This window comes from Vibrio sp., from assembly GCF_984391705.1.
The window spans coordinates 157,958-184,779 of record NZ_CFHWOM010000001.1 but is presented as its reverse complement, the minus strand read 5'-3'; the positions used below and the strand labels follow the sequence as shown (position 1 = coordinate 184,779).

Annotated in this window: 29 protein-coding genes; 12 read left to right on the top strand and 17 right to left on the bottom strand. The window is 45.9% G+C overall.

All coding sequences use genetic code 11. From position 1 onward, the window contains the following. Positions 1–39 precede the first annotated feature (39 nt). From AC4MRV_RS00965 to puuE, 5 genes are all read right to left on the bottom strand, one after another. A complete protein-coding gene (locus AC4MRV_RS00965) occupies positions 40–1,320 on the bottom strand; it encodes a urate hydroxylase PuuD (protein ID WP_491185543.1) in 1,281 nt (426 codons plus the stop codon). Between the two features lie 23 nt (positions 1,321–1,343). Continuing rightward, positions 1,344–1,895, bottom strand: coding sequence for an ureidoglycolate lyase (locus tag AC4MRV_RS00960; RefSeq protein WP_491185542.1), 552 nt, complete (start codon positions 1,893–1,895; stop codon positions 1,344–1,346). 14 nt (positions 1,896–1,909) lie between these two features. Continuing rightward, positions 1,910–2,896 carry an allantoicase gene (alc, locus tag AC4MRV_RS00955; protein ID WP_491185541.1) on the bottom strand — a complete coding sequence of 329 codons (987 nt, stop codon included), beginning with the start codon at positions 2,894–2,896 and terminating at the stop codon, positions 1,910–1,912. Between the two features lie 231 nt (positions 2,897–3,127). Further along, positions 3,128–3,643 carry a 2-oxo-4-hydroxy-4-carboxy-5-ureidoimidazoline decarboxylase gene (gene uraD, locus AC4MRV_RS00950; protein WP_491185540.1) on the bottom strand — a complete coding sequence of 172 codons (516 nt, stop codon included), beginning with the start codon at positions 3,641–3,643 and terminating at the stop codon, positions 3,128–3,130. 1 nt (position 3,644) lies between these two features. Further along, complete coding sequence (gene puuE, locus AC4MRV_RS00945) at positions 3,645–4,568, bottom strand: allantoinase PuuE (protein WP_491185539.1); 924 nt, start codon at positions 4,566–4,568, stop codon at positions 3,645–3,647. A gap of 351 nt (positions 4,569–4,919) precedes the next feature. Here puuE and uraH point away from each other — a divergent pair, with 351 nt between their 5' ends. Together uraH and AC4MRV_RS00935 are read left to right on the top strand one after the other, a co-directional pair. Beyond that, the gene (uraH, locus tag AC4MRV_RS00940) at positions 4,920–5,273 is read left to right on the top strand and encodes a hydroxyisourate hydrolase (protein WP_491185538.1); all 354 of its coding nucleotides are present in this window, start codon (positions 4,920–4,922) and stop codon (positions 5,271–5,273) included. A gap of 136 nt (positions 5,274–5,409) precedes the next feature. After that, entirely contained in the window at positions 5,410–6,753 is a 1,344-nt protein-coding gene (locus AC4MRV_RS00935) for an NCS2 family permease (RefSeq protein ID WP_491185537.1), read from the top strand. A 116-nt stretch (positions 6,754–6,869) separates the two neighbouring features. Here the strand turns inward: AC4MRV_RS00935 and AC4MRV_RS00930 are convergent, their stop codons facing one another. The 3 genes from AC4MRV_RS00930 to AC4MRV_RS00920 all read right to left on the bottom strand — a co-directional run bounded on the left by AC4MRV_RS00930 (position 6,870) and on the right by AC4MRV_RS00920 (position 10,218). Further along, a complete protein-coding gene (locus AC4MRV_RS00930) occupies positions 6,870–7,598 on the bottom strand; it encodes a transporter substrate-binding domain-containing protein (protein ID WP_491185536.1) in 729 nt (242 codons plus the stop codon). Between the two features lie 23 nt (positions 7,599–7,621). Next, on the bottom strand, positions 7,622–9,157 hold the full coding sequence (locus AC4MRV_RS00925) for a methyl-accepting chemotaxis protein (protein ID WP_491185535.1): 1,536 nt from the start codon (positions 9,155–9,157) through the stop codon (positions 7,622–7,624). Between the two features lie 356 nt (positions 9,158–9,513). Continuing rightward, entirely contained in the window at positions 9,514–10,218 is a 705-nt protein-coding gene (locus tag AC4MRV_RS00920; protein ID WP_491185534.1) for an NAD(P)-dependent oxidoreductase, read from the bottom strand. Between the two features lie 113 nt (positions 10,219–10,331). On the opposite strand from AC4MRV_RS00920, the gene AC4MRV_RS00915 reads away from it, so the two are divergent. From AC4MRV_RS00915 to AC4MRV_RS00905, 3 genes are all read left to right on the top strand, one after another. Next, positions 10,332–11,219, top strand: coding sequence for a LysR family transcriptional regulator (locus AC4MRV_RS00915; protein WP_491185533.1), 888 nt, complete (start codon positions 10,332–10,334; stop codon positions 11,217–11,219). Between the two features lie 113 nt (positions 11,220–11,332). Further along, positions 11,333–11,560: a hypothetical protein gene (locus AC4MRV_RS00910; protein ID WP_491185532.1), complete on the top strand. Its 228-nt coding sequence runs from the start codon at positions 11,333–11,335 to the stop codon at positions 11,558–11,560. A gap of 74 nt (positions 11,561–11,634) precedes the next feature. After that, positions 11,635–11,889, top strand: coding sequence for a PnuC protein (locus tag AC4MRV_RS00905; RefSeq protein ID WP_491185531.1), 255 nt, complete (start codon positions 11,635–11,637; stop codon positions 11,887–11,889). Positions 11,890–11,966: 77 nt separating this feature from the next. On the opposite strand, the gene AC4MRV_RS00900 is transcribed toward AC4MRV_RS00905, so the two are convergent. Both AC4MRV_RS00900 and AC4MRV_RS00895 read right to left on the bottom strand, forming a co-directional pair. Beyond that, positions 11,967–12,845 carry a 6-pyruvoyl trahydropterin synthase family protein gene (locus AC4MRV_RS00900; RefSeq protein ID WP_491185530.1) on the bottom strand — a complete coding sequence of 293 codons (879 nt, stop codon included), beginning with the start codon at positions 12,843–12,845 and terminating at the stop codon, positions 11,967–11,969. Between the two features lie 268 nt (positions 12,846–13,113). Then, positions 13,114–13,938, bottom strand: coding sequence for an AraC family transcriptional regulator (locus AC4MRV_RS00895; protein ID WP_491185529.1), 825 nt, complete (start codon positions 13,936–13,938; stop codon positions 13,114–13,116). 110 nt (positions 13,939–14,048) lie between these two features. On the opposite strand from AC4MRV_RS00895, the gene AC4MRV_RS00890 reads away from it, so the two are divergent. From AC4MRV_RS00890 to AC4MRV_RS00865, 6 genes are all read left to right on the top strand, one after another. After that, positions 14,049–14,525 (top strand): YHS domain-containing (seleno)protein, encoded by a 477-nt coding sequence (locus tag AC4MRV_RS00890; protein ID WP_491185528.1) that lies wholly within the window; start codon positions 14,049–14,051, stop codon positions 14,523–14,525. Positions 14,526–14,820: 295 nt separating this feature from the next. Beyond that, positions 14,821–15,843: a tryptophan--tRNA ligase gene (trpS, locus tag AC4MRV_RS00885; protein WP_491185527.1), complete on the top strand. Its 1,023-nt coding sequence runs from the start codon at positions 14,821–14,823 to the stop codon at positions 15,841–15,843. 227 nt (positions 15,844–16,070) lie between these two features. Then, the gene (locus AC4MRV_RS00880) at positions 16,071–16,496 is read left to right on the top strand and encodes a bifunctional diaminohydroxyphosphoribosylaminopyrimidine deaminase/5-amino-6-(5-phosphoribosylamino)uracil reductase RibD (protein ID WP_491185526.1); all 426 of its coding nucleotides are present in this window, start codon (positions 16,071–16,073) and stop codon (positions 16,494–16,496) included. 54 nt (positions 16,497–16,550) lie between these two features. Continuing rightward, positions 16,551–16,904 (top strand): tRNA-binding protein, encoded by a 354-nt coding sequence (locus AC4MRV_RS00875; protein WP_491185525.1) that lies wholly within the window; start codon positions 16,551–16,553, stop codon positions 16,902–16,904. Positions 16,905–16,944: 40 nt separating this feature from the next. Next, positions 16,945–17,292, top strand: coding sequence for an SH3 domain-containing protein (locus tag AC4MRV_RS00870; protein WP_491185524.1), 348 nt, complete (start codon positions 16,945–16,947; stop codon positions 17,290–17,292). 19 nt (positions 17,293–17,311) lie between these two features. Beyond that, entirely contained in the window at positions 17,312–17,782 is a 471-nt protein-coding gene (locus AC4MRV_RS00865) for a GNAT family N-acetyltransferase (RefSeq protein ID WP_491185523.1), read from the top strand. Between the two features lie 33 nt (positions 17,783–17,815). Here AC4MRV_RS00865 and AC4MRV_RS00860 read toward each other — a convergent pair whose 3' ends face one another. After that, a complete protein-coding gene (locus tag AC4MRV_RS00860) occupies positions 17,816–18,292 on the bottom strand; it encodes a PaaI family thioesterase (protein WP_491185522.1) in 477 nt (158 codons plus the stop codon). 55 nt (positions 18,293–18,347) lie between these two features. Next, positions 18,348–19,214: a LysR family transcriptional regulator gene (locus AC4MRV_RS00855; protein WP_491185521.1), complete on the bottom strand. Its 867-nt coding sequence runs from the start codon at positions 19,212–19,214 to the stop codon at positions 18,348–18,350. A gap of 102 nt (positions 19,215–19,316) precedes the next feature. Here AC4MRV_RS00855 and AC4MRV_RS00850 point away from each other — a divergent pair, with 102 nt between their 5' ends. Next, the gene (locus AC4MRV_RS00850) at positions 19,317–19,928 is read left to right on the top strand and encodes a LysE family translocator (protein ID WP_491185520.1); all 612 of its coding nucleotides are present in this window, start codon (positions 19,317–19,319) and stop codon (positions 19,926–19,928) included. Positions 19,929–19,977: 49 nt separating this feature from the next. Here the strand turns inward: AC4MRV_RS00850 and AC4MRV_RS00845 are convergent, their stop codons facing one another. From AC4MRV_RS00845 to AC4MRV_RS00825, 5 genes are all read right to left on the bottom strand, one after another. After that, positions 19,978–20,709, bottom strand: a complete 732-nt coding sequence (locus AC4MRV_RS00845; RefSeq protein WP_491185519.1) for a DUF3726 domain-containing protein — start codon at positions 20,707–20,709, stop codon at positions 19,978–19,980. Next, complete coding sequence (locus AC4MRV_RS00840) at positions 20,706–22,442, bottom strand: hypothetical protein (RefSeq protein ID WP_491185518.1); 1,737 nt, start codon at positions 22,440–22,442, stop codon at positions 20,706–20,708. The genes AC4MRV_RS00845 and AC4MRV_RS00840 overlap by 4 nt, the downstream gene beginning before the upstream one ends. 94 nt (positions 22,443–22,536) lie before the next feature. Then, complete coding sequence (locus AC4MRV_RS00835; protein ID WP_491185517.1) at positions 22,537–24,144, bottom strand: BCCT family transporter; 1,608 nt, start codon at positions 24,142–24,144, stop codon at positions 22,537–22,539. A gap of 139 nt (positions 24,145–24,283) precedes the next feature. Continuing rightward, positions 24,284–25,273 carry a membrane dipeptidase gene (locus AC4MRV_RS00830; RefSeq protein WP_126572531.1) on the bottom strand — a complete coding sequence of 330 codons (990 nt, stop codon included), beginning with the start codon at positions 25,271–25,273 and terminating at the stop codon, positions 24,284–24,286. A gap of 80 nt (positions 25,274–25,353) precedes the next feature. Beyond that, entirely contained in the window at positions 25,354–26,814 is a 1,461-nt protein-coding gene (locus tag AC4MRV_RS00825) for an aldehyde dehydrogenase family protein (RefSeq protein ID WP_491185516.1), read from the bottom strand. Positions 26,815–26,822: the final 8 nt, after the last annotated feature.

Below are 26,822 nucleotides of genomic sequence, written 5' to 3'. Positions count from 1 at the left end.
GGATGACAGGTTATCGGAGCTAGCGCTCTACAAAGGCGATTACTGAATAATCGCACCTTGTTCTACCCAAAGACCAATAAGCGCTCGCTCGTCTTCGGTCATTTGAGTCATGTTACCCAACGGCATGTATTTGGTGGTGACAGTCTGCGCAATGCGTGGGCTATTGGCTTGAATCTCCTGAGGCGTATCAAGAATTACCCCTGCTGGCGCCGCAGCAAAGGCAGCATGTGTCGGCGTTGCTGAGTGACACACTGAGCAGCGCTCTTGAATCACCTGGTTGATGATCGCAAAGTTGACTCCATCGTCGGCTGGTTGCTCGGCGGCATTAGCAGCTTGAGCGTTATCCGTAGATGCGGCTTGTGTCGCTGTTTCCGCAGGCGCTTCAACCGCAACTGGCGCTTTCGCTACTGGAGCTGCTGGTCTATTAGCATACGGCGAAGTGACGAATGCTAGCGTGATCATACCCAGCGCTGCCACAGGAACAGTCCAAGCAAACTTCTGGCTACCATGACGGGTGTTAAAGTAGTGGCGAACCAAGATACTAAAGATCGCAAGGCCAGCAAGAATCGCCCAGTTGTACTCAGAACCATAGGTGCTTGGGAAGTGGTTACTGATCATAATGAACAGCACCGGTAGCGTCAGGTAGTTGTTGTGACGAGACCGTAGCAAGCCTTTCGCTGGTAGCGCTGGATCAGGTTCACGACCTTCTTCAATCGCACTCACAAGGTTACGCTGCGCAGGCATGATCACTCGGAATACGTTACCGACCATGATGGTACCGATAATGGCACCAACGTGAATGTACGCGCCACGGCCACTGAACACTTGAGACAGACCATAGGTAGCACCGACTAACAGTACGAATAGCACCGCACCTAATAGCATTGGCGTTTTACCTAATGGCGAGTCACACAGTAAGTCGTAGATAAACCAACCTGCAACCAGAGCACCAATACCAATGGCAATCGCAGTGCTCGGCGCCATACCTGAGCCAGGCGCAATCAAGTAAATCTCAGCGTTGAGGTAGTAAACGACACTCAGTAGTAACACACCGGTGATCCACGTAAAGTACGCTTCCCACTTAAACCAATGTAGGTGTTCTGGCATTTCTGGCGGCGCGAGTTTGTACTTCTCAAGGTGATAAATACCACCACCGTGAATCGCCCAAAGATCGCCCGATAGGCCCGTTTTTGGATTGACGCGATTCAAGTTGTTTTCTAGCCAAACAAAGTAAAACGAAGCACCAATCCATGCGATGCCAACTATCATGTGAACCCAGCGAATCGCTAAGTTCAACCACTCCGTGATATGTGGATCCATAATAAATTCCTTCTTACAGCACTCTACTCAGAGAGCATTACTTCCTGTCTGTTACTCGCCGGAATATCTTCTAAGTGTAGTGAAACCAAATCGGCTTCAAAGAAGACTTCATCACAGTTATGCCCTTCACCGCCACGGTCAACGATCAGGAACTGGTCTTGATCGGTCAACGCAAGTACTGGGTGGTGCCAAACGCCTTTGTGGTAATTAACACCTTGGCGGCCATTACTATAAAACGCACGGCAATTTTGCAGTGATGGGTTGTCTCCTTTGGGAGCAACAACAATGAGATACGGTTGACCAAGCAATGGAACAAATGCCTGTGACCCTAGTGGATGACGTTCTAGCATTGAAATCGTTAACGGGTAGCTAAGCGGCGTTGCTTGAAAGATGCTGATGATGGCTTCACCACCTTGATCTTGCACATCCGTCTTGGCCAGTTTGTGGTAACGACGAGTCGAACCATTGTTGATCATGAAGTAGTCACTGTTCTCCACTTCAATCACATCACCAAACTCAGCAAAGGCTTGTTTGGTTAAGGGCTCGATTGCTAAACGGCGAATTCCATTGCTCATAATCGTCCCCTCGCTTATTTCGCTTTTGTGCCAAACAAACGCAGACGGCTAATACCACCATCAGGAAAAATATTCAGGCGAACGTGCGTGATGGCACCTAGGTCATTGACCTCTGAGGTAAACTCGTGAATATCGTGAGCTTTAAGCTTTTGCGCCGGTAACAGTTCACGCCAGAACAAGCTTTGTGTCGCGACTTGGTCGTCTGTTCCACCTTTCACATACGCTGCCTGAATTGAACAGCTATCTGGGAAGTTACCTTTGAAGTGCGCGGTATCAACCACGACGCGATCAACGTTACCTGCGTTACCCAGCGCAACAATCACCCAGTCATTACCTGGAGTACGGCGACGTGCGGTTTCCCAACCATCACCCATGTTCTCACCACGGCCAGGACCAAGGATGTTTGATTTGTTGCCGTAGTGCTCGTCACTACATGCCAGTGCACGACCACCATTTTCAACAGCGGCTAAGTCAACTTGCTGTTGTGGGTCTACGCGATCCCAATCCACACTCGGACGACCGTAAACACGTAGACGTGCCACGCCACCATCAGGGTAGATATTTAGACGTAAGTGAGTAAATACGTCTTCGCTAGCAATTTCTTCTAGATGATGATGGTCACCTTGAAGACTCATTGATGGCAGGATCTCTTGCCACTCTGTCGCGTCCGTTGGGTCACCGTCTGGTGAATAACATGCATCGATTGACGCTGACGGTGGGAAGTTACCCGTAAAGAAAGAAGTGTCGATATCAACGCCAGCAATCGTGCCAGCTAAGCCAAGGCGAATCACACAATAATCGTAACCTTCGCCACGCTTACGGCGACTTTCCCAGCCATCCATCCACTTGCCGTTATCATCGTATAAATCGTCTTTCCACTCTGGCGCTTCACGGCGCAGTAGGCGGCTTTTATCAGCAAAGAAATCGTCAGTAGCGTAGATAGCCTCTGCGCCTAGTTTATCGTCAGCAAGATTAATGTATTGTTCAAAGTCTAAGGACATTTCCTTTATCCTTCCAATTATTCAAAAATAGGTTTATGAGTAAGCTCTTATCGAGCGCCATATCCTTCATATTTGAAGCTGTAGCGTTGTTGCCTGCGTCAATTCACCCTAATCTCATAGAGCCCCTATGCTCATAGGGATGAATTGACTTGTCGCCTAGCTACAACTCCAACTATTTTGGATATCAACATCTACTAGATGTTAAAACGAGACAGTCGACCTCTCCGTGACTTACATATCTCGTAAGCGAAACAGGGCAATCTTATTGATTTCCTGGATCGCAGTAGCAAACTCAGTGTCACTATCATTGCCTAATCGCTTCTCGAACGATTCAAGAATTTGGTAACGATTGGCCCCTTTCACTGCCATGATGAAGGGAAAGTTGAAGCGTTGTTTGTAACTGTCGTTGTACGTAGTGAATTTTTCGAACTCTTCAGCGCTGCACTGATCGATACCAGCACCAGCCTGTTCAGCAGTCGATGCCGCTGTGAGTTCACCGTTGATTGCTGCTCGCCCAGCTAAATCAGGGTGAGCATTAATAAGTGCAAGTTGCTTTGCTTTCTCTGCATCCAGCAGCGCTTCCGCCATTCTTAGATGCAAATTCGCAACAAAATTATCTTGTTCGCTAAGCCCTTGATCGTAGACCGATTCTGCGACCCATGGGCTGTGCTCATACACATCACCAAAGTGAGAGACAAATTCCGAACGTGCCATCTGTGATGGTTTGCAAAAACGAAATTCAGTCATATTATTTCTCCTCTTGTGGTGTGTATGGGTGGTTCTCGTGCCAATGACGAGCGATATCAACACGGCGACATAGCCAAACATCATCGTGCTGTTTTACGTAATCTAAAAAGCGTTTCAGTGAGGCGATACGCCCCGGGCGACCAATCAGGCGACAGTGCAAACCGACTGACATCATTTTTGGCGCTGTTTCACCTTCGGCATACAACGTATCAAAGGTGTCTTTAAGGTATTGATAGAACTGCTCACCGGAGTTAAAACCTTGCACCGTAGCAAAACGCATGTCATTAACGTCTAAGGTGTAAGGGATGACCAGTTGTGGCTTACCTGTTTCGGTGTGCCAATAAGGTAAGTCATCGTCATACGCATCCGAGTCGTAAAGAAAGCCACCTTCTTCCGCGACAATTCGGCGGGTATTCGGGCCAGTACGACCTGTGTACCAACCTAAAGGTCGTTCGCCTGTCACCTGTTTGATGATCTCAATTGCTTTCATCATGTGATCACGCTCTTGTGACTCATCCATGTATTGGTAGTCAATCCAGCGATAACCGTGGCTACAGATCTCATGACCCGCTTGAACCATCGCTTGTGCAACGTCCAGATGACGTTCAATTGCCATCGCGACAGCAAACACCGTCAGTGGGATTTCGTATTCATCAAACAACTTAAGTACACGCCATACTCCTGCGCGGCTACCGTATTCGTATATGGATTCCATGCTGATATGGCGCTCACCTTTAATTGGCTGTGCGGCTGGAATCTCAGATAGAAAGGCTTCGGACTCATCATCCCCGTGTAAAAGGCAACGTTCTCCGCCTTCTTCGTAGTTCAATACAAACGACACAGCGACACGAGCTCCACCAGGCCACTTGGGGTGAGGAGGATTCGCCCCATAACCAATTAGATCTCGTGAATAATCCTTATCCATTCAGGCTCTCCTTAAATCTAAGCACAATCCATAGGTGCCAATCTAAATCTTCTAAAATCATTGTATACAATAAAATATCTCAATGTAAAGATTTTGTTGCTAAAGTTAATTAACATTGACGCCAAGTTATTATTCAACAACTTAGCAACCAAAACACCAAAGAACACATCTAAATCAGCGTCACAAATCTAAGAAAACTCAAATTCAACCAGTAACAAAATTATAACAACAAGCTTTACTCTCTGCATATTTTGTGTACATATATAGTTATCGAAGTGAAAAACAACACTCCAATGTATACAATTTAAATTCAACACACGCTAAGGAGAGCGCTGGGCGCAAATGATGAATATGGGCAAATTAACCACACATGTATTGGATACAATGCACGGTGTACCCGGGTCAGACATACGGGTTGAGCTGTACCGCATTGAAGGCGACAACCTTACCAAAGTGAAAACTGTCACCACGAACTCTGATGGCCGTACGGATGAACCTGTACTTGAGGGAGAGGATTTTAGAATCGGTAAATACCAATTGGTATTCTATGTCGCTGACTATTATCAACGCCAAGAGATCAAACTCGATGACGTACCGTTTTTAGACGATGTCGTTATCAGATTTGGTTTAGCTGACGAAGGTGCACACTATCACGTCCCTTTGCTTGTCTCGCCATACAGCTTTTCAACTTATCGCGGCAGCTAAAACTTCAAACCTAACAACGTCAATACAAATCAATCGGGAGAATTGGAATCTGCAAAAGTACCTATGAGTACAACAACACCCTAATGCAGAGCGTGGTATTCAATTTCTGAAACACCAAACAAAAGGACTTGCTGACATGAATGAAAGCAAAGCAGAAGTGCTGAATGAAGAAAGTCAATCGGGCGGCTTTCTTGAACGTTTTTTTAAACTGAAAGCACATGGAACCAGTGTAAAAAATGAAATGATCGGGGGGCTCACCACTTTTGCCACCATGGCATACATCATTTTTGTTAACCCTCAAATCATGGCCGCATCGGGAATGGACTCCGGAGCTGTGTTTGTTGCAACCTGTATTGGCGCTGCCATTGGTTGTTTACTGATGGGATTATTTGCCAACTGGCCTGTCGGTCTAGCGCCAGGTATGGGCCTCAATGCTTTCTTCTCTTTTACTGTGGTTAGCGAAATGGGTTACAGCTGGGAAGTGGCGCTAGGCGCGGTATTCCTGTCAGGTATTCTCTTCGTCGGGATGAGCTTTTATAAAGTCCGCCAGTGGATTATTGAGAGTATTCCAGTCAGCTTACGTTACTCAATGACTGCAGGTGTTGGTCTGTTTCTTGGTCTTATCGGCCTTAAAACGGCTGGTATCGTCGTTGAAAACCCAGCAACATTGGTCTCCCTTGGTGACTTCACCAAACCTGATGCCATGCTCGCTGCAATCGCGTTTTTAATCATTGCAGTGCTCAGCGAGCGCAAAGTGTTTGGCGCGGTGCTTATCGGTATTTTGAGTGTCACGGTGGTTGGCATGATGCTAGGTCTAGTTCAGTACAATGGCTTCTTTGCGGCTCCACCAAGCATTGCCCCAACCTTTATGGCGATGGATATTGCAGGTGCATTTAACATCTCAATGGTCAGCGTTATCTTGGCTTTCCTATTCGTTAACATGTTCGATACTGCCGGAACCCTAATGGGTGTTGCAGAGCGTGCGCATCTAGTGAACAAAGAAACGGGTAAAATTGAAGGGCTTAGCAAGGCGTTAAAAGCCGATTCTATCTCAAGTGTGGCCGGCGCATGTGTCGGTTGTCCACCAGTCACAAGTTACGTAGAAAGTGCGGCGGGTGTTGCAGCCGGTGCTCGTACCGGTTTATCTGCTATTGTTGTTGCTGCGCTATTCTTAGCTGCTATTTTCCTATCACCACTAGCAGGTATGATCCCTGCGTATGCGACTGCGGGTGCACTGATTTACGTAGCTTTCGTAATGATGAGCAGTATGCAGCATGTCGATTGGAAAGACTTCACTAACGGCGCGCCTGCTGCAATCACTGCACTGATGATGCCATTGACCTTCTCAATCGCGAATGGTATTGCACTAGGCTTTATCACTTACACAGTACTTAAAGTCGCGACCGGTAAGACCAAAGATGTATCAATCTCTATGTACATTCTGACGATCATTTTCGTTGCAAAACTCATTTATATTTAGCATCTACTCTGAGTACCTAGCCTTCTTTGAGGCTAGGTACTCTATACCGCCACCAATCTATTTATTTGTGTATTCAATAAACATCTACGACAAACTGATTCTCCAACATTGCTCCATCACTTAATGCCATACTTAGCCAAAATGCTGTCAAAAGTCCCATTAGATCTTATCTCAGCTAACCCTTTGTTAAACGCCTCGATGTACTGCATATGTTTGGGGTTGGCCAGACCGACAGTGACATGTAATGGATTGACCGACAAGGCATTACTCGTAAATTCAAAGTCCGCCAAATTCATTCCCGCACCAGATAACGTTGATTTCGCCACCAACTCATCTTCCAACGTCAGATCAATACGCTTTGCCATCAGCTTTTTCGCGTTAGCCACTAAATCATTCGCTTCAGGTTTTTTGAAATTTTTTGCAGCTAAAAACTCATCACCGTAGCCATAGTTCCTAATAATACCAACCGTTTTACCGGACAAACTGTCCATACCGTTGTATTCAAATCCATCCCCTTTACGTTTAATGAACTTCAGTGAATTTTCTAGGTAGGGATCACTGTACTTAAGATACGATGTGCGCTCATTGGTAAACCAAGTCGCCACCAGCACATCAACCTTGCCACTTTTAACTTCGTTTAATGCACGAGTCCAAGGCATAATTTTAAACTCAACGCTATGACCCTGAGTTTTGAACGCTTCGGTGATTATCTCGACCGATACTCCAGGGTTGGCTTTATCTTTTTGTACAAACGGAGCCCAAGGATCTTGTGCAGCCGTTATCGTCGCAGCATGAGTCACAAAAGAAAGCAGTATTGTGCTCACCACCAATAGGATATTTCTCATAACATGTCCTCTGTTTGATATACCTAAGTACGGAATTTCGCCATATGATTCGCTATTTGCTGGCTTAAGCTAAGTACCTCTTCCGTTCGTTTTGCATTCTGTGTGGCCCCTTCAGAAACGTCATTCGTCGCTTCTGATGCTTCTACAATCGCTCGGCTTATCTCTTCAACCGCCATTCTTTGCTCATCAGTGGCTTGTGAGATTTGACCACTTCTATCCGAGATGATTGAAATTAGGCTTTGCACTTCTCCAACTGAGCTTTGTGACTCACTCACTCGGGAGGCGGTCTGTTCTAGGAGCGTTGCAATGCGAGTAAGCTCATCTTCAACCGATTTGGTTGCAGCTCCCAATGCGGAGATATTCTTTTGAATTTGTTCTGTTGATTCGCTGGTTTTAACAGCAAGATTACGCACTTCATCTGCCACGACAGCAAACCCGCGCCCTTGTTCTCCTGCTCTGGCAGCTTCAATCGCTGCATTAAGGGCCAATAAGTTGGTTTGCTCCGAAATATCATTGATAACATTAAGAACGGTTGTGATCTTCTCGCCTTCATCAATCAATATATGCATTTCAGCATTTACATGATTCATCTCTTCGCGCATGTTGATGATGTCACTGGCGGAATTCTCAATCGCAGAGTTCACATTTGAAGCCAGTGATGTAGCGGTATGCGCTTGTTCTGCCGTTTCGGAAGCCGTATCAGCGACGGTTGAAACCGAGTGGTTGAGCTCAGTCGCAGCAGCAGCTACGGTGGCCAATTGATGCTTTTGCGACTCCAATTTTTCAGCATTCATCTTCGCAGTCGCGCCATTAGCTTGGGCTTTTTCGCCAAGTGATTCTGAAGAATGATTCACTCCCTGGACAATGACACGGAGGGACTCAGTAAAACTGTTGATGCCATCAGTTATTTCCGCAAATTCTCGATACCTTGCTGGCGCCAGTTTATTCGTTAAATCCCCATCTCCCGATGCCAAGTCTTTTATAACTTCGGTCAGCTGCGCTATTGGGCGAATCACTGTCATAGAAAGCGCTAAAACAATTACGATTGAAATAATAATGTCGAGTACCAAGAGCTCTACAATGTTGGTTCTGAGAGAAGCTGCCAGCTTGGTATCTAATGCATGGGTATCAAAGTAAACGACGACCTTACCTACGTCATTTTCTTCGCCATAATCAACAAAAACTAGATTGGCACTAAGACTACTCTCTACCTCAAAGGCTTCGCGATCTTTTACATCAATTGTCTCCCGCGCGTCATTAACCTGCTGCTGGGTCAAGAACAACAGATCATTACCCTCATTATCAATTAACTGAATTGCCGAAATTTCCGCAAGATTCAGCTCAGCAATGATTGAAACTTTCGCGGCATCTAAATCGAAATCCCAAACAGACTTAGGCAAACTAATCATCATTCGCTGCGTGGTATTCTCGACCGACTGCTGCAGCTCTTGATGGAGATTCTCTTTAAAGTTCTGATACTTGATGAATGCAGACACAAGTAAAACTAGAGTCAGGGCAATGATAACCTGAACAAGAAATACGACCTTTAACCTTTTCAAAGCTAGCCCCTAGTGATTTTCAGCTATTAATAAAAAAGTAGTAATTGATTAATCAATAATCAACAAGACGTATTATTGTGATGCAAAACACTAAATTTCTTTAAGCGCATAAAATCCTCGCACACACATGTTGTCATTATTACGAGGCACTTTTACAAAAGCGCTGAGTGCATTGATAAACTAGGAGAACGCGTTTGCCACCTAAGTTACTAACAATCAAAGAATAAAAAGTGGGGACAGTGATGACGGGCGATTAAATCCAAGTAACGTTCAATAGACAGAGTAACTTACTGTTACTCTGTCATGCATTTAATACTTCGCTCAATTGGCCATGATTTTTGCAGTTGGGAGGGTGGTTACGCTTGATTATAAACTACGGGCGTTTTGCCTCGCCATTCCCTCCATAATTTGTCGTCAAGAACCAATCGACACAAGGCATTAGCAACATTGATTCGGCTAGTTTCCTTGGCATCAAACAGCGGACTACTTACTGGGCTAGGATGCCAAGAGTACTCACTCACTTCAGACTTATCGATCAGCGTATCTGGACGCACCATTACCCACTCAAGAAATCGCTTTTGGGACCCAAAACGTTGCAGTAACTTGGCAGAGTTTTCGTTATCTCTATGTGGAGGGAGCAACCAACGAAGTATTAGATTAATTGACTGCTCTAATGGCTTAGCTGGCTCTTTAAGTGCCATATTGCGCACGCCCGTAGAACTCATTAGCACGAGCTTAAATGGCTGCTCTCTTGATTCGTTGATAAGAGATATTACCCGCTTTAGGCTATCGCGAACTAGCATCTGCGGCGCACCGTATACACCTTGCAAAGTGAGATTATGGCCTAAGCAACATATCGCAGCATCGCTCTTGGCAAGGATCGATTTCATCTCATCGCTTTCTATCGTCAAAGCAGTGCTAGTAATCTGCGTCAAACGCGGATGATCGGTCAAAACATCGGTATGTCTGACCAAGGCTGTAACTTGGCATTCAGCGTCCAATAGCTGTGCCACAACCAAACGCCCTGTTGCTCCTGTTGCGCCTAAAACCACTACTTTCATCGTCACTTCCTTTTTGTATAACGTGAGCAATCAGTTTAACAATTCAAAATCGTTTGGAAATTAACCAAACATGTATAACAATCATTCATTATTGAATGGATTTAGAGTACGCCATGGATTGGAAACACATTCAGTTTGACTGGAATCATGCTAGGTCGTTCCTCGTTGTTGCCGAAGAAGGTTCGTTCTCTGCAGCGGGTAGAGCCTTGAATATGAGCCAACCCACCTTGGGACGTCAAATTGCAGCCTTTGAGCAAGAGCTAAAACTAACACTCTTTGAGCGGGTTGGTAAAAAACTTGTTCTTACCGAGAGCGGTCAAAAACTCTATCAACATGTTAGCCAAATGGCGGAGTCTGCCAATCAGGTACTGCTAACTGCACTCAGCCAAGGTGAAAACATTGCAGGTAAAGTGAGTATTTCTCTCACTGAACTCGACGCCTTTTTCCGTTTTCCACCGCTTGTGAATCAACTCAAAGAGCTAGCGCCAAATATAGATATCGAGCTTATCGTCTCCAATCAGGTGAGTGATCTTAAGCGACGTGAAGCCGACATCGCCTTGCGTTACCAAAGGCCAACTGACCTAGACCTGATCGCGAAGAGAATCGGTCGAGAGACGGTTTATCTCTACGGGCACAAAGATTTGGTAAACAGCTTTGAAGATAAGTCACCCAATGAGGTCGCCAACGTACAAATCATCGGTTTTGACTACGGAGATCACTTAACGCAGCATCTCAAACGATCACATTGGTTACTCAAACATAATCCATTCACTGTGGTGTGCAATAACCAATTGGTACAGTGGCAACTAGTACAACATACTCGCTCTTTGATTCTACTTCCGGAGCATATTGCTCAATCCAGCCCGGATTTACGCATCGCATTTAGAGATCACTTTGAGCCGTTCGAGATTGACGCTTGGTTAGTTAGCCATCGCGAATTACACACAAGTAAAAGAGTACGTTTGGTATTTGATTTTTTGGCCAAATTTATGACGATTTGATAATGATAAAAGACCCTAACAAGTTCCTATCGAGTTGTGATCGCTTTAGATATAAAAGAGATGATTATTTGCTAGCTTACCGATAAACAAAGGTAATAAAGGCTGGATACCTGATGATCACAAACAAAGAAGTTAGCTACTGCAAGCAATGTGATGAACAAACCACACACATTGTTGTGCTGGTTCGTGACGACCCAAAACCCAATAAGGTAAAAGACTTTCTAAATGGGTTTATTAAAAGTGCTGCTGTCGGTGCTTTTGAAGCGAGTATGGACGATTTCTCGCGCCATAGTATTTGCGAACAGTGCGGAAAGAAAACCATCAACGACAACCTAACCTAAAGAGCCACTTTGGGCTGAACAAATCTAAGTGCCTCTAATCATTCTAAAACTGCACACTCACACAAGGAGGGAAAGTGGAGTACTTTCAGTATTATGGCATTGATTGGATCGCAATGGTGCTAACGTTTCTTGCTATTTGGCAGATAGGAAACAAAAACAAAATTGGTTTCGTTTTAATGATGTGCGGAAATACGAGTTGGGTGCTGGTAGGCTACCTCACTGGAAGCGTGGCAATGATCATCGCTAATATTATTTTTTTCTCCATGAACCTAAGAGCGATTATTAAATGGTCAACGCCCAAGCCAAAGACTGAGATCGCCGAGGTTTAACGCTCTAACAAAAAGACAAAGGGTAAGCCGTTTGGTGGCTTACCCTTTTCTATACGTGAGATAGCCTTCAATGAAGTTTAGCGAAATGCCATAGCACCTTTGCCAACACCTTCATAAGCAATAATTTGTAGTGACTGTTCAGCTTCTAGAGTCGGTTTTACTTGGTCGGCAATATAACCCGCAAGCAACTCAACCGTAGTGTCCGTCGGTAGAATCTCAGTCTCGCTTTTTGCAATTGCGAGCTCAAACTTACCTTGAGGCGCTTCATAACAAAATGCAAAGTGACTGTCGTCGGAGATTGAACTTGCTCTGTTGCTCAAAGCCAGCTTACCCACCGTCGTTAGGTCTTCTTGTGAACCCAAGTAAATATCTTCCCAACGCTGTGCGAACGCTGCTTCGCGCTCACTATCGCGTTGACCATCAACCAATATTTCAACCGGGGATCGATGACCATGGGCAATACGCTGACAGTTGCCGTCGTGCTTTTTAAGCCCATGAGTATAGTGATAAAACGCGCCAGTGATATTTTCATGGCGGAGCGTAATCTCAATACCGGTTACATTACTAGGCAGGTTGTCACGAAGGATGTCATACACGTGCTTGGTGATGCTTTCAATCGTAATCTTGTCAGCATCAATTAGGCAGTAGGCTTCATCAGGACAGTGAAGATGGATGCTTTTTTCACCACGTAATACATCGAGTGTCGAATAGCCCGCTTTGCTTGGCTGATACACAATCGCAGCGCTTTTCATAGGTACGAGGAGGCGGTGATCAACAAATTCATCGACAAGGTGTTTGATCTGCTTTTTAACACGACCAAAATCCAGCACCATACTCATCTCATTAAGCTCACCAGACATGGTGACGTCTAAAATCCAACTATCTCCTACGACTCCTCGGTGTTCGCAAATGTATGAAGAATCGATAACGGTAAGATCTCTTACAAATAGGTTCAAGTTGAACTCCTTACTACTTAATGAGATACGGGAGGCTGATTAAATGTTCAGCAGGCACTTCGTCTCATTGATTAGGTTGAATGAATTTGGAGCGGCAGAATGGAACAACGACTTCATAAAGTCCACCTTTTTCATGCCTATCTTCCCAAGTAAACGTTTAAATGGCTCAATTCACGAGAAATCGAATAGTAACAAGTGAAACAATCACGCATTGTGAAAGAGAGCAGAGCAAACAATAGCACTCTAAATATATCAAAAAGCCGCCATTCTAGCTCGCTCGATCTTGTAACCATTGTCTTGGCGACATGCCCGATACATGCTGGAATGCACGAGCAAAACCCGAGTAGCTACTATAGCCTACTTCGTCAGCAACCCAATTGAGCGGCTTGCTTTGCAATAATAGTGATTGAGCAACTGAAATCCTCCATTTCTGTACATAGTCACCTGGAGTCTCCCCTACTACCTGTTTAAACGTTTCAGTGAACTGGCTACGAGACATTGCAGCTAACGAAGCCATTTCTGCAATTTGAAAATGGCGAGCGGGAAGCTGATGCACAGAGCTAACAACAGACTCTAAACGTGGATGGGCCAAAGCCGCAAACAAGCCCTGTTCAATTTTCTGCGCTTCAATAAGATGACGGAAAATCAGCGCCATTAGCGTATCGCTTAAAGTATCCATTAAAAACTGTTGACCAACACTTACTGTACTGGACTCCCTGAACAGCATCCCCATAACGGAAGTCAAACCAGGTGACGCATCAAACGGAATCACGATAACTTCAGGCAAAGCCGATAGCAGCGGGTTCACTTTCCCAGCGCGATACTCAACGTTGGCGCAGACAAGCTCCGTACTTTCCCCCACCGCTTCAATAGAGTGCGGGGCACTATTAGGCAGATAAATCACGCATGGTTGAGTAAATATCTGCGTTTTATCATCAGCATGAGATAGCTTTAAATCTCCACGATTTAAAACGTGCAAGTGGCCTTGATTAACCTTGCGCTCTTTAAATGAAGAAATGCCACATAGGTGTCCTGAGTGAAACACCCCTGTTCGTATTGAGAAGTGCTCCATCAGCTGAGAAAGCAAGTCCATGTTACCTCCGGACGATTCGCGTACTTTTTCGGTTTTTAGTCCCTCTATAGACCGGAGAGGTGAGCTAATTTATTCACAAGAGATAACTCAACACAGACAAGGAGCTTGTTATGTCTCACACTAAATCGACAGGAAAGAAACTGACCTTAATGGCTGCAATGCTTGGAACCAGTTTTTCACTAATGGCGGCTGACATCGATATGAGCGTAGATGCCAACGATCTCGCTATCAAGGGCTATGACCCAGTCGCTTACTTTACAGAAGAAGGCGCGGTACAAGGGAAACCTCAATTCACCGCAACTTATAAAAATGCGATTTATCATTTTGCCAGCAGTGAAAACCGAGACCAGTTTAAAGCAGACCCACAAGCTTATGCGCCACAATACGGTGGCTACTGTGCATTTGGCGTGGCGATGGGTAAGAAGTTTGATACCGACCCTGAAGCTTGGAAAGTTGAAGATGGCAAACTCTATTTAAACCTTGATAAGAGCGTCCAGAAGCGCTGGTTAGAAGACACTCAAGGCTTTATCCAAGATGCCAACAGCAACTGGCCGACAATCAAAACTGTGTCTGCCGATAAGCTGTAACTCAAACACATAGGCCTTTTCTCCCCTTCCCAATAGCGAAAGCGTTAAGCGCTTTCGTTATTCTCAGATCGGTGTAAACCGATTTCGCCCATTAACATATTAACCATTGTTTTCGAAAATCGTTCTTGTTAGATTGGAGACATGCAAAACACAATCGCACCTACATCATTCAACTTCTGGTGGCGCTCTAAATAGAGCGGCGCGGAATTCTCACATTCTTATGCTGCTGGAAGGTAGCTAAGATTGTTCTCTCTTTTGTATCTCCAGTAGCGATCTATTTATCTAGGAGATACACATGAACACCGAACAAAAAACCAATCAAAGAGAAATTATTCTAACTGGCGATCGAGCAACTGGCCCACTGCATCTTGGCCACTATGTCGGATCTTTAAAACAGCGAGTCGAGCTGCAATCTCGCCATGACCAAACTATCCTTGTAGCCGATATGCAAGGTCTGACTGACAATGCGCACAACCCAAGTAAGGTATCTTCTAACATTCTCAACGTGGTCGCAGATTATCTCGCTGTTGGTATCGACCCTTCGCAAACGACCATCTGCCTGCAGTCACAGTTGCCAGCCTTAGCTGAACTGACCATGTACTACAGTAACTTAGTTACCATCGCCAGGTTAGAAAGAAACCCAACTGTAAAAAGTGAAATCCAAAGCAAAGGGTTTCAACGCTCACTACCTGCCGGATTTCTCACCTACCCGATTTCCCAAGCTGCCGATATCACCGCATTTAACGCAACATTAGTTCCGGTTGGAGATGACCAACTACCTATGCTTGAGCAAACCAATGAAGTCGTGAGGAAAATCAACGTATTAGCAGAAAAAACAGTTCTTAATGAGTGTAAACCTCTACTCTCAAATGCCTCGAGATTGCCAAGTACAGATGGGAAAAATAAGATGTCCAAAAGCATGGGCAACGCTATTAACCTAGGCGCCTCAGAGAAGGAAATTAGCGCTGCAGTTAAATCTATGTACACCGACCCAAATCACCTTCGAGTTGAAGACCCAGGGAGTATCGAAGGGAATGTCGTTTTTACATACCTAGATGCCTTTCACTCAGACTCCAATTACATAGCCGAGTTGAAAGCACATTATCAAAAGGGTGGGCTGGGTGATGGCACAACCAAGAAAATCCTAGAAGAGTGCTTACAGGAAATGCTAAGACCAATTCGAGAAAAGCGAGCCATGTACTTAAACGACAAAGCTCAGCTCATTGAAATTCTGACCACGGGCAGCGAAATTTCCAGAGAGAAAACAGCTCAAACCTTATTTGATGTAAAGGATGTGTTCGGTCTGAACATTCTATGAAATAAGTCCACTCCATTTAGCCCTTCGAGCGAATATGGTTCCTAAATAAGCTCGAAGTGGCCCACAAATTACCAGTAGCAAACAAGACAAACCAGCCGTCACAAATCAGCCATAACTCATTGATTACAAATTGAAGTGAGGAATGAAAGACGGCATTATATGGTGGTTATTTGTACTGAAATTACCACCTAAGCTCCCGCGATAAAAGAGATAGAGGCATCGGGCAAATGTCAGAAAAATATATGCTTAGAGCGTTAGAAATATCAAGAAAAGCATTACCCGCTTGTATTCCAAATCCGCCTGTAGGCTGCGTTTTAGTGAAAGATGGCATAGTAATATCTGAAGGATTCACGCAAGCGTTAGGCGGAAATCACGCCGAAGTTGAGGCATTAAATGGGTATCAAGGTTCATTGGAGCAAGTGACCGCCTATGTAACCTTGGAGCCTTGCTCTTTTGTGGGGAGAACTCCTGCCTGTGCACAAACATTGGTGAGCTCAGGTATCAAACATGTCGTGGTTTCACTCCTTGATCCTGACTCGCGTAATAACGGTAAAGGTATCTCCATTCTCGAAGAAGCAGGCATCAAGGTAGAGGTAGGGCTTTGCCGAGAGCAAGTAAGCAACTTTTTGAATCCCTACTTGGGTAAATCATAAAAACAACCGATTCCTATGCTCTCGGCATAGGACTCAAAAACTGAGGACTAGTCTATGAAACATGCTCCAATTAAAGATGAAATCACCTTTGATGATTTTGCAAAAATCGATATTCGTGTTGGCCTGATTTTAGAAGTGTCTGAAGTAAAGAAGTCTGACAAACTCATGAAACTTCATGTCGACTTTGGTGACCACACGCGCTCGATTTTAGCGGGCATCAAACAAGAACGTGAAAATCCCAAAGAGATCAAAGGCAAACAAGCGTTGTTTGTCGTCAACCTTCCAGAAAGAAAAATGGCGGGTGAAGTGTCTCAAGGAATGTTGTTTGATATTGGTTATGAAGACAAATTACAACCTTGCCTCGCCTGCCCCGAAAAAGAAGTGCCTAACGGTGCCAGAGCAGGATAACCATTACAGCGACATACGCTTTTACAAGGTAGAGTTTACGATGAGATACAAAGTCATTAAGGATTATCAAGAAGCGCCTGAATCCCCGATTCACATAGTAAAAGGCGAAAAGCTGCAATATGTAGAAGAGTCTAACCCAGACGGAGACTGGCCAAATTGGGTATTTTGTCGAGGCACTAACAAAGAAGGATGGGTACCCAAGCAACTACTTACCTTCGAACACAATGAAGTAACAGTTCTTAACGACTACGTGGCCAAAGAGCACCATTTAGTTGTTGGCGAGATTCTAGAGAAGGAATACGAACTAAATGGATGGATATGGGGCAGCAAGCTAGGTGATTCCGCAGAGCTAGCCTGGGCGCCGTTAAATCACCTTAGAGAAATTTAAACTAGACGCTAGGGCGAACATGAAATTAGTCGAAGTTAAAAGCACAGCGATACCGTTCAGTTTATTGCTTGAAGCCGACCCTTCAGAAACCAGTATCTCTTCGTACTTGTCTGGTTCTTGGTGTTTCGCCGCTCTTGAGGGTGACAAGGTTGTCGGTGCTTGTATCGTAAAACCATTAGATAATACTCTCGCTGAGGTATTCAATGTGGCCGTTTATCCTGAGCATCAAGGGCGTGGAATCGGCTCTAAGTTACTGAAATTTGTCTTATCTGATCTCCCCACTAAAGGAATTCATCGAGTCGAGTTAGGGACTGGTACATTCGGACATCAACTTACTTATTATCAACGCTTGGGGTTTCGCGTTGACTCTATACTCAAGGATCACTTTTTGCTCAACTATCCAGAGCCAATTTTTGAAAACGGAATTCAACACAAAGATATGCTAAGGCTTTACGTAATGCTCGGCCCCCAAGAGCATTCAAGCAGCTAGAAGTATCTGTCCATTACTCGGGGAGACGATAGACTAATCTCCCCCAAACCAAGCATTGGGCACTTTTACCGCCACTACTTCCGCTTTGCAGCAAAGCTCACCCTGCGAATGTAGCTCACACTCGACAACCATCTTCTTCGCTGATGCTTCAACAATGTTGGCGATTAGATGCACGCTCTGGTGTATTGGAACGGGTTTTAAGAATGAAACATTAAGGCTGCCAGTGGCAAACCATACTGGCTCACCTTCACCCACCTCTTGCCCTTGCATCTGATAACCTTTGGCGATAGCCATACACACACAATGACAATCAATGATGGTTGAGATGATGCCGCCATTAAGAAAATGAGTTGGGCCTGCGCAGTGATGATGGGAAGGCGTAAACATACAGCTCGCCTGTGATTCTGATTGCCAATAGCTTTTGATTTGTAAGCCCAGTTCATTTTCGCTCCCACAACCATAACAATGGTTATTGGGGATCTGATCTTGAATCGCTATCTGTTGCTGCATAACACCACCTTTAATCAGAGTTCTCTACTGACTATAGACTGCAAATGCCGGTATGTTATTGCTTTGGAATACAATTTTTCATTTGTTCAGCAAGCCATTCAATGAAGTTGGACTCCAAATTGCTGACACTGCTTGGCTCTGTGAGCACCATGTATCGGTGGCCTGATTGAACAAAGCCAAATGGGGCAATCAGATTACCTCGCTCTAAATCATCAACGACCAGTGGGTAAGAGCCAATCGTTGCACCTAAGCCATCAACCGAGGCTTGCAAAGCAAAATAGAAGTGAGCAAAAGATTGCTGTTCATGACTAAGCAAGTTGCCAAAGCCGCTGGCTTTTCCCCATAACGACCACGCTTTTGGCCGAGTTTGACTGTGAAGCAATTTAACTGCGCTAAAGTCTTGTTTAATCTGTTGCCAGTATTCTGGGGACATCACAGGCCCAACCCACTCTTCCACCAATGGTGTTTGCAGATAGTTATGCTCAACCTCAAAATCATCACGTCGAATCGCCATCGACAGACCTGAACTACCGAGCGTCACCGAGCCACCCGCGGTCGATAATCGCACATCGGCAGAAAATGTATCGTTAAAAGTCGCCAATCTCGGCATCAACCAGCGCATGGTTAATGTTGGCTCGCAGGACACCTCTAAACAATTCTGATTTTGCTGCGCCAGCTTGGCTACGCCAGTTTCCAGAGCGTGGAAAGCTTGCTCGGTATAGGCTTTTAATAACTCACCTTCTTTGGTCAAACAGACATTCCGGCCATGCTTCACAAACAAAGTTTGATTGAGATAAGCCTCTAATACTTTGATCTGTTTGCTCACCGCCCCATGAGTGATATTGAGCTGCTGCGCCGCCTCGCTATAGCTCGACGATTGCGCCGCAACATGAAAAACATGAAAAGATTTAAGATGCCTCATTTGTGACTTTTTCTCACAGATAGCCAGAATTCATTTCGATTATAGGCAAGCAAAATCAACCCTACAATATCAGCACATACAATAACTAGATTGGGAAATTAAATGGAGCTACTTAGCCTAGCCATTCTTGGAGTGTTAATCGTCATCAGCCCAGGCGCTGATTTTGTATTAGTTTTAAAAAACAGCTTAAATAGCGGCCGAAAAGCGGGCATTGCTACAGCGATAGGGATTAGCCTCGCAATCTGTGTCCATATTGCGTACTCCTTGCTTGGCATCAGTTACCTAATCTCACAAAACCAGTGGGTATTTAACTTGGTGCGCTATGTCGGTGCCGCCTACTTAATTTACCTAGGACTCAAGGGCATTTTTGCTAAGCGCGAAACTCAAGAGGTGCTCTTATCACACAAGCAGCACAGCTCTAGTTGGCGCTACTTTTCGCAAGGCTTTCTATGTAACGTACTCAATCCAAAAACCATGTTATTTTTCTTAAGTATTTTTAGCCAAGTGATGTCACCTGATGCTGATAATAGCTGGCCTGCGATTGTCTATGGCGGATATATGATTGCGCTGCATGGCGTTTGGTTTTCCTTAGTCGCAATATTGTTTACTTCGCCGAAGCTGCAAGCCTATCTGCAACGCGCCAAACATCGAATCAATCAAGTATGCGGCGCAGGGCTACTGCTGTTTGGAGCCATGTTGGGTTTAAAAAACTAGCTAAAAAAAGAGGCTGCGCAAGGCAGCCTCTTCAAACAATTAAGTGCAGCTAAACCAACTCACCCGCCCCCTGGATTGAGCGAGCACTGTTTTCAACTAAGAACACGGTCGCTGTTTGCTTCAGCATTTCCCACTCACTGTCCTCAACGAAGATTCCCTCTTCCCAAGAGCTCTTTTGTGCTCGGCTTAGCTCTGCACTGTCAATGTGAATCGCATAGCCTTCGGAGCTCTCAGCAACATCAAAGTCTTGTGTCGCAAGCTCGATAGTCATGGAGTGGAAATCGCTATGATCGCTTGCTAATTGGTCCGAGAAGAAAACCTCTGGTGCCACGCAGCCACGGTTAAGTACGTACAAGGCGCGCTTCGGGCTGGTTCCATTGACCCACTGCGCGCGGCAGGCTATGCCTTTCGCAGCCAATCGCACCAGTTCACTGTATGCTAACCAGCGGTTATGACACTGCTTAAGCGTAATAGTGACCGCTTTGGATTCAACCATATTCTCTAAAGCAAAATCCAACACAGCTGGTAGATGACAAGCAACACTACCGCCATGAAAATCGACCTCAAAACGACCCGGCTTGTGATTCTGAATCGAAACCGCACAATCTGAGTCTAGGCTAAGAAACTGGCTGGCATTGTTAAAATGCCTAACACCACTGAGTCCTACCATCTGTAGATCAGCAACCATATTAGCAATCACATCCGCTTCGCCACAGTGGCGACGCATACCCAGAAAGGCTTTGTTGACCGCTGCAACCAGTTCATTGTGAGACACGATCATGATGCAATCCCTCCATTGATTGTCTGATTATCACTTTGAGCCACTTCTTGTGCGCTCGGCATAATTGGGAAAATCCACGTATCGCAGTAGTTAGGGTCGTTAATCTCTTCGAGTAACGGCGCGCCTTGGAAGAAAGTCACTCGCACCCAACGGTCAGATCTAGGATCAAACTTGGTTGCACCAAACACCGCTAGTTTACAGCGAAGCAGATGCATAGGCAGCGCATCTTGGCGCAACACATTCATTTGGATGTCACCCATTTCTCTGCAACCTAGCGTCCAAGCACGACGCGTGATCGCACGATATTGAGGATGCTGGAGTAAGAACTCCGCCACACTCATCTCTTGCGGGCATTGAGTCAATGCCAAGTAGAGACGATTCGCTTGTCGACCAATATCTAATGGTAGCTCTCGCTCTTCCCCGATTTCTTCACCGCGTACACCAAGTCTTGGCTCTTCTTTATCTTGTGAGCGATACCAGAACCAGTAGTTGTTCTCGCTTAACGAGTAATCGGCTTCGACTGCCCACTGATATTTTTGCTTCATCAAGCTAACCAGCTCTTCAACCTTCTTTCCACTAGGGATCGCAAGCGTTTCACTGGTGTTCATTTGATTTTCGTACTTATCCACCAGCATCGGATAAAGTTCAAGCAAACATGAAGTCAGGATTTCTTGGGCTTCCAAACTCATGGTCTCTGCTTGCTTGAGAACTGCGCTCCAGTTTGGCTCACAAGTCATCACTTGCGGCAAACGTTCAATCAACAACTCAATATCGCTAAGCGCTTGTTGATTCAAATGATCTTGATGTTCATTGATGGTAACAACCTGCTCTAAGTGACGCATGGCTTTGACCAACAAGGTATTCAGAGGTTGCTCAAACTGCATGTCACAAGGCATCGCTAACACTTCGGCCACTGCGCGCTCTCTTGATGTCATCCACTGATCGACAATGCATGGGTGATTAATAAGATAAGGTGCCATACCTAAGCCTGTCGCATTGCCCACCCCGAGGTAACGCTGCAAGCCTTTGTGCAGCACAATCGCTTTCTCACCACCTTGCTGCTCGGCTAAGTAGTGCACCCAGTCTAAGCTGAATTCACGCAGTATATAAACCGCGCACATTTGAGCGCTAAATGACTGGTTGAAGTCTGGGTTATCTTCCAGCAACTTAAAATCAGCAATGCCAAATTTACCGTTTCCATAAACCGCGGTGGTACGGAGGATATAGCCCACTTCAGCCAGCTCTTTAGGCTCTGGTTGTTCACCACTCGCCAACGCACTGACAATATGCTCAAACACGCGAACACTCTTATTGGCACGCGCTAAAACCAACACATTATTTGGGTTACGACCGGCTTCTTGTAGCGGCACATTCGCTCTTAACTGTTCGAGCAGCGTAACGTCAACATCGCCCTTTACTAAGGCAAAGGTTACATCCCATTTTTCAGCAATAACGCGATCATTGCGCTCTTCGTCAGCGATCTCATCGCAAAATACTACTAAATGATACACGTGATTTGGTGTCGCAAGTTTGTAGATCACGTGGCCAAAACCGCGTGGACACAGTTGCCAGTCATGCTTAGTGACTTGCCACTCTTGCTGAGCCATTTTACGAATCAAACTGCGTACAAAGCTGATTCGGTTTTGGTGCATTGCACCTAGCCTGTCAGGAGCCATGACGATGGCTGCATCACGCAGCGGGTTTTCAGTGTAAGTAGAACGATGTGCATCCATTTTGCTCACCACCTATTTTTTATTGTAAGAATAATTGGAGCTTGTGTAGGTGTAGGGGGAGTGTCCTACACAAGCTCATCGTTATTGGATTTGTTTATAGACCTTGCTCTTTAGCCATCTTGATTGCGATTTGCGGAGCATTCCAAAGCGATGGCAGCAAAATCAGCGACACCGGAACGGCAGTTATCACGATGAAAGATTGCAAGGCTGAGATTCCACCTGAGCCTAAAGAGATAAGGATTAACGCTGTAATACCCATTGCCACACCCCAGAAGGTACGAACAATTGCATTCGGCTCTGTTTCACCACTGATCACCACACTGATGGTGTAAGTCATTGAGTCACCTGTGGTCACAATGAAAATCGTGGTGAGAATCAGGAATAAAATCGAAACCAGCATCGGCAGAGGCAACTGCTGAGTGACCGCCAATAGCGCGCCTGGCAAATTAAACCCTTCAAAGGCTTTACTCACACTGCCCGGTTCAGCAATTTCAAACGCAAGACCAGAGCCACCGACAATAGTGAACCAGAAACAGGTAGTTAACGGCGCAACAATACTGATGGTAGAGATGATTTGGCGAATGCTGCGGCCACGAGAGATACGGGCAATAAAGATAGCCATCATTGGCCCATAGCCTAAGAACCAACCCCAGAAGAATACGGTCCACCAGCTCAACCAACCTTCATCACCGCGATAAGTCGCCATTGGAATGAAGTTATCTAGCATACTGCCGACACCTTGAATGTAGCCATTGAAGATAAAGTCCGTTGGACCAAATAGCAGGATATAAATCATCAGAGCGATAGCTAGGATCACGTTGTAGCGACTTAGCAGCTGCATGCCGCGGTTTAAGCCACTCAGCGCCGAAAGTGTGTAAAGAGCAATCGCAAAAAGGATGATAATCAGCTGAGTGGTAAAGCCATCTGGAATATCAAACAAAGCGTTTAACGCGTAGCTAACCTGCAAGCCTAAGAAGCCAATCGGACCAATGGTGCCCGCCGCAACCGCGATAATACAACACGCATCAATCAGTGCGCCGGTATGGCCTTTGAGCGCTCTTTCACCCAATACTGGATAAAGCAGAATGCGCGGTTTCAGTGGTAAGCCCTTGTCATAATGAAGATGCATCACAACAATCGAAGTTAAACTGCCGACAATCGCCCAAGCAAGGAAACCCCAGTGCATAAAGGATTGCGACAGTGCGTTGACCGCCCCTTGTTGCGGATTGTCTTGCGCGCCATACAGAGGGGGAGGGCTGACATAGTGAGCAATCGGCTCTGCTGCCGCCCAGAACACTCCGCCACCAGCCAGTAGCGTACAGAAGATAATGGCCATCCAACGGAATGCATCCATTTCAGGCTGAGTTGTACCACCTAAAATCACTTTGCCTGTTCGACCTGCAGCTAAACCAAGACCAATAAGAAAAGTGAGAAGAAGTAGGATTTGCCAGTAAGGCCCGAAGACCTCCACAGACCAACCAAAGCCGGCATTAACAATGGAAGAGAGTAACTCGCCATCGTAGAGCGCTAAGGCAACAAATAGCGCGATAAAACCGCCGCTATACCAAAATGCAGGATTACTTAATCCCAATTTATCCGGTGAGTTTTCAACACTGGTGTTGGATGATTGTTGTGTTGCTTTCGATTGACCCGACGACACATTCATCGTGGTCGCTTTCATGCTATTGGTTAGATCAGACATACTCTGACTCCAGAACTGTTTTGCAGCAGCCGACAACTCGCAGCAAAGTTGAATTAACACCTACCTTGTAGTTTTTTTATGAGTAGGCTTTTCCATGTTTAGGGCGTTACGTCATGCATTGTTTTGGCTTAATGCACGGTTATGAAATCGGCTCCAGACCTTCTTGAAGGAAGTTAAACCAATTTCCACCCAGTATTTGTCCCGCCTCAGGTTCACTGAACCCATGGCGAATTAACCCGTTGTAGATATTTTCCATCCCCTTGCTGCCACTGAACCATGGCAAAGCGTCGGGCCAACCAGAATTGCTTGCGGAGCCTTCGCCATAATCCATCGCTTTCGACCAGCGGCCATTGCGCATCCATTCCAACACTTGCTGTGGTTGGTTAAGGCATAGGTCACTACCAATACCAAGATGTTCAACCCCGAATAGGTCTGCGGTTTTCGCCACCATTTGGCAAAAATCATCAAGGCTACATTGGCTGCCATTTGGTAGATGGAATGGGTACAAGCTAAAGCCAATCAAACCACCACGCTGGGTGAGTGCCTGAATGACAGTATTAGATTTATTACGCAGCGCATCATGAGCAAACGTAGGGTTGGCATGACTGATACAAATAGGACGAGAAGAGAGATCAATCGCTTCAAGTGTTGAGCGCTCGGCGCTGTGGGACATATCGATAATCATGCCGACGCGGTTCATCTCTTCGATCGCTTGCTTGCCAAAGCGAGTCACACCTGAGTCGTTTTGCTCATAACAGCCCGTCGCAAGTAAGCTCTGGTTGTTGTAAGTCAGCTGCATGATCAGCAGACCTTGGCGGCGCATAACTTCAATTAGGCCAATTTCATCATCAATCGGAGAACAGTTTTGCGCGCCAAAGAAGACCCCTACTTTGCCCTGCGCTTTAGCCGTCTCGACATCAGCCATCGAATAGATTGGCATGATTAAGTCGGCATTTTGTTCAAAGCGTAAGTTCCACTCGGCAAATCGAGTCAGTGTTTCACGCGCGTTTTCGTGATAGACAATCGTTGCGTGAACCGCGGTGATCCCACTCGCTTTCAAGGTTTGAAAATACTCACGATCCCAATTGCAGTACTGCAGCCCATCGATCACAATCCGTTCTTGATACATAACCACTCCTTAATCTTTCCCTGTCCTTTTCATCGCTTCTTATCGAGTCGGGAGCAGAACGGCTCTGCTCCCTCATCCTGTTAGTAAGGACGTTGGTAAGCAGTTTTCACCACGGTATAGAACTCTTTCGCATACTGACCTTGCTCACGTGGACCAAAGCTAGATTCTTTACGCCCGCCAAATGGAACGTGGTAGTCAGTCCCTGCGGTTGGTAGATTGACCATCACACAGCCTGTCTGAGCTTGTTGTTTGAAGATGGCGCTGTTGCGCAGACTTTGGGTGATGATCCCACCCGTTAGGCCAAAGCGAGTATCATTAACCACGCTAATCGCTTCATCGAGGTCAGCGACTCGAATCACGCTCGCCATTGGCGCAAAGACTTCTTCTTGGTTCACTTCCCAGCTATTTTGCGTGTTCAGGAACAGAGTTGGCGACATGTAGTAACCGTCATGCTCAAGGTTCAAACGCTCGCCACCGAATGCCAGTTCAGCGCCGCTTTGACGCGCTTTCTCAATCCATGCAAAGTTGGCATCTAGCTGATTACCGTCAACCACTGGCCCCATGAAGATACCCTCTTCCAGTGCATGACCCACTTTCAGCTCACTCATACGTTTGATCAGTGCTTCAACGTACGCATCATGAATACCATCCATAACCACTAAACGAGAAGACGCGGTACATTTTTGACCTGCACCAGAAAACGAACCCGCAATGGTCGCTTCAACCGCAATTTGGATATCCGCATCATCAGCAACCACGAGCGCGTTCTTACTGCCCATTTCGAGTTGGCAACGGACAAAGTTTGGCGCTGTTGCTGCCGCCACTTTACGACCGGTATCGACAGAGCCAGTAAAGCTCACACCATTGACCTCTTTTGAATTGATTAGAGTGTTACCAACTTGAGAGCCACTACCCAGCACAAGGTTGAACGTACCTGCTGGCAGGCCTTGGCGGTGAATGATTTCAGTCAGCGCAACCGCACTTGCTGGGGTTAAGTTGGCTGGTTTCCACACGACGCTGTTACCAAACGCTAGTGCAGGTGCGATTTTCCAGGCAGCCGTCGCTGTCGGGAAGTTCCAAGGAGAGATAATGGCGATAACGCCAACAGCTTCGCGAGTCACTTCAACGGAGACTCCTGGACGGACAGACGCTGCGTTATCACCAATTTGACGTAGCACTTCTGCTGCAAAGTATTGAAAGAACTGACCTGCGCGATAAATCTCACCGCGACCTTCAGCAAAAGGCTTACCTTCTTCACGAGAAAGCAGCGTGCCAAGCTCATCACAACGGGCAATCAGCTCATCACCAATCGCTTGCAGTACCGCTTGCTTGCGCTCGATTGGGGTCTTTTCCCACTCTGGCTGTGCTTGCTTAGCCGCTTGAATCGCTTGCTCTACCTGTGACTGGCTTGCTTGAGCGAAATTACCCAGGCTTTCACTGATGTCCGATGGGTTGATGTTGGCGATGGTGTCGACACCCGCTTGCCACTCACCACCAATGTATAGGGCCTTTTCTGCTTGAACGTTATTTATAAAAGTCATTGCTCTTT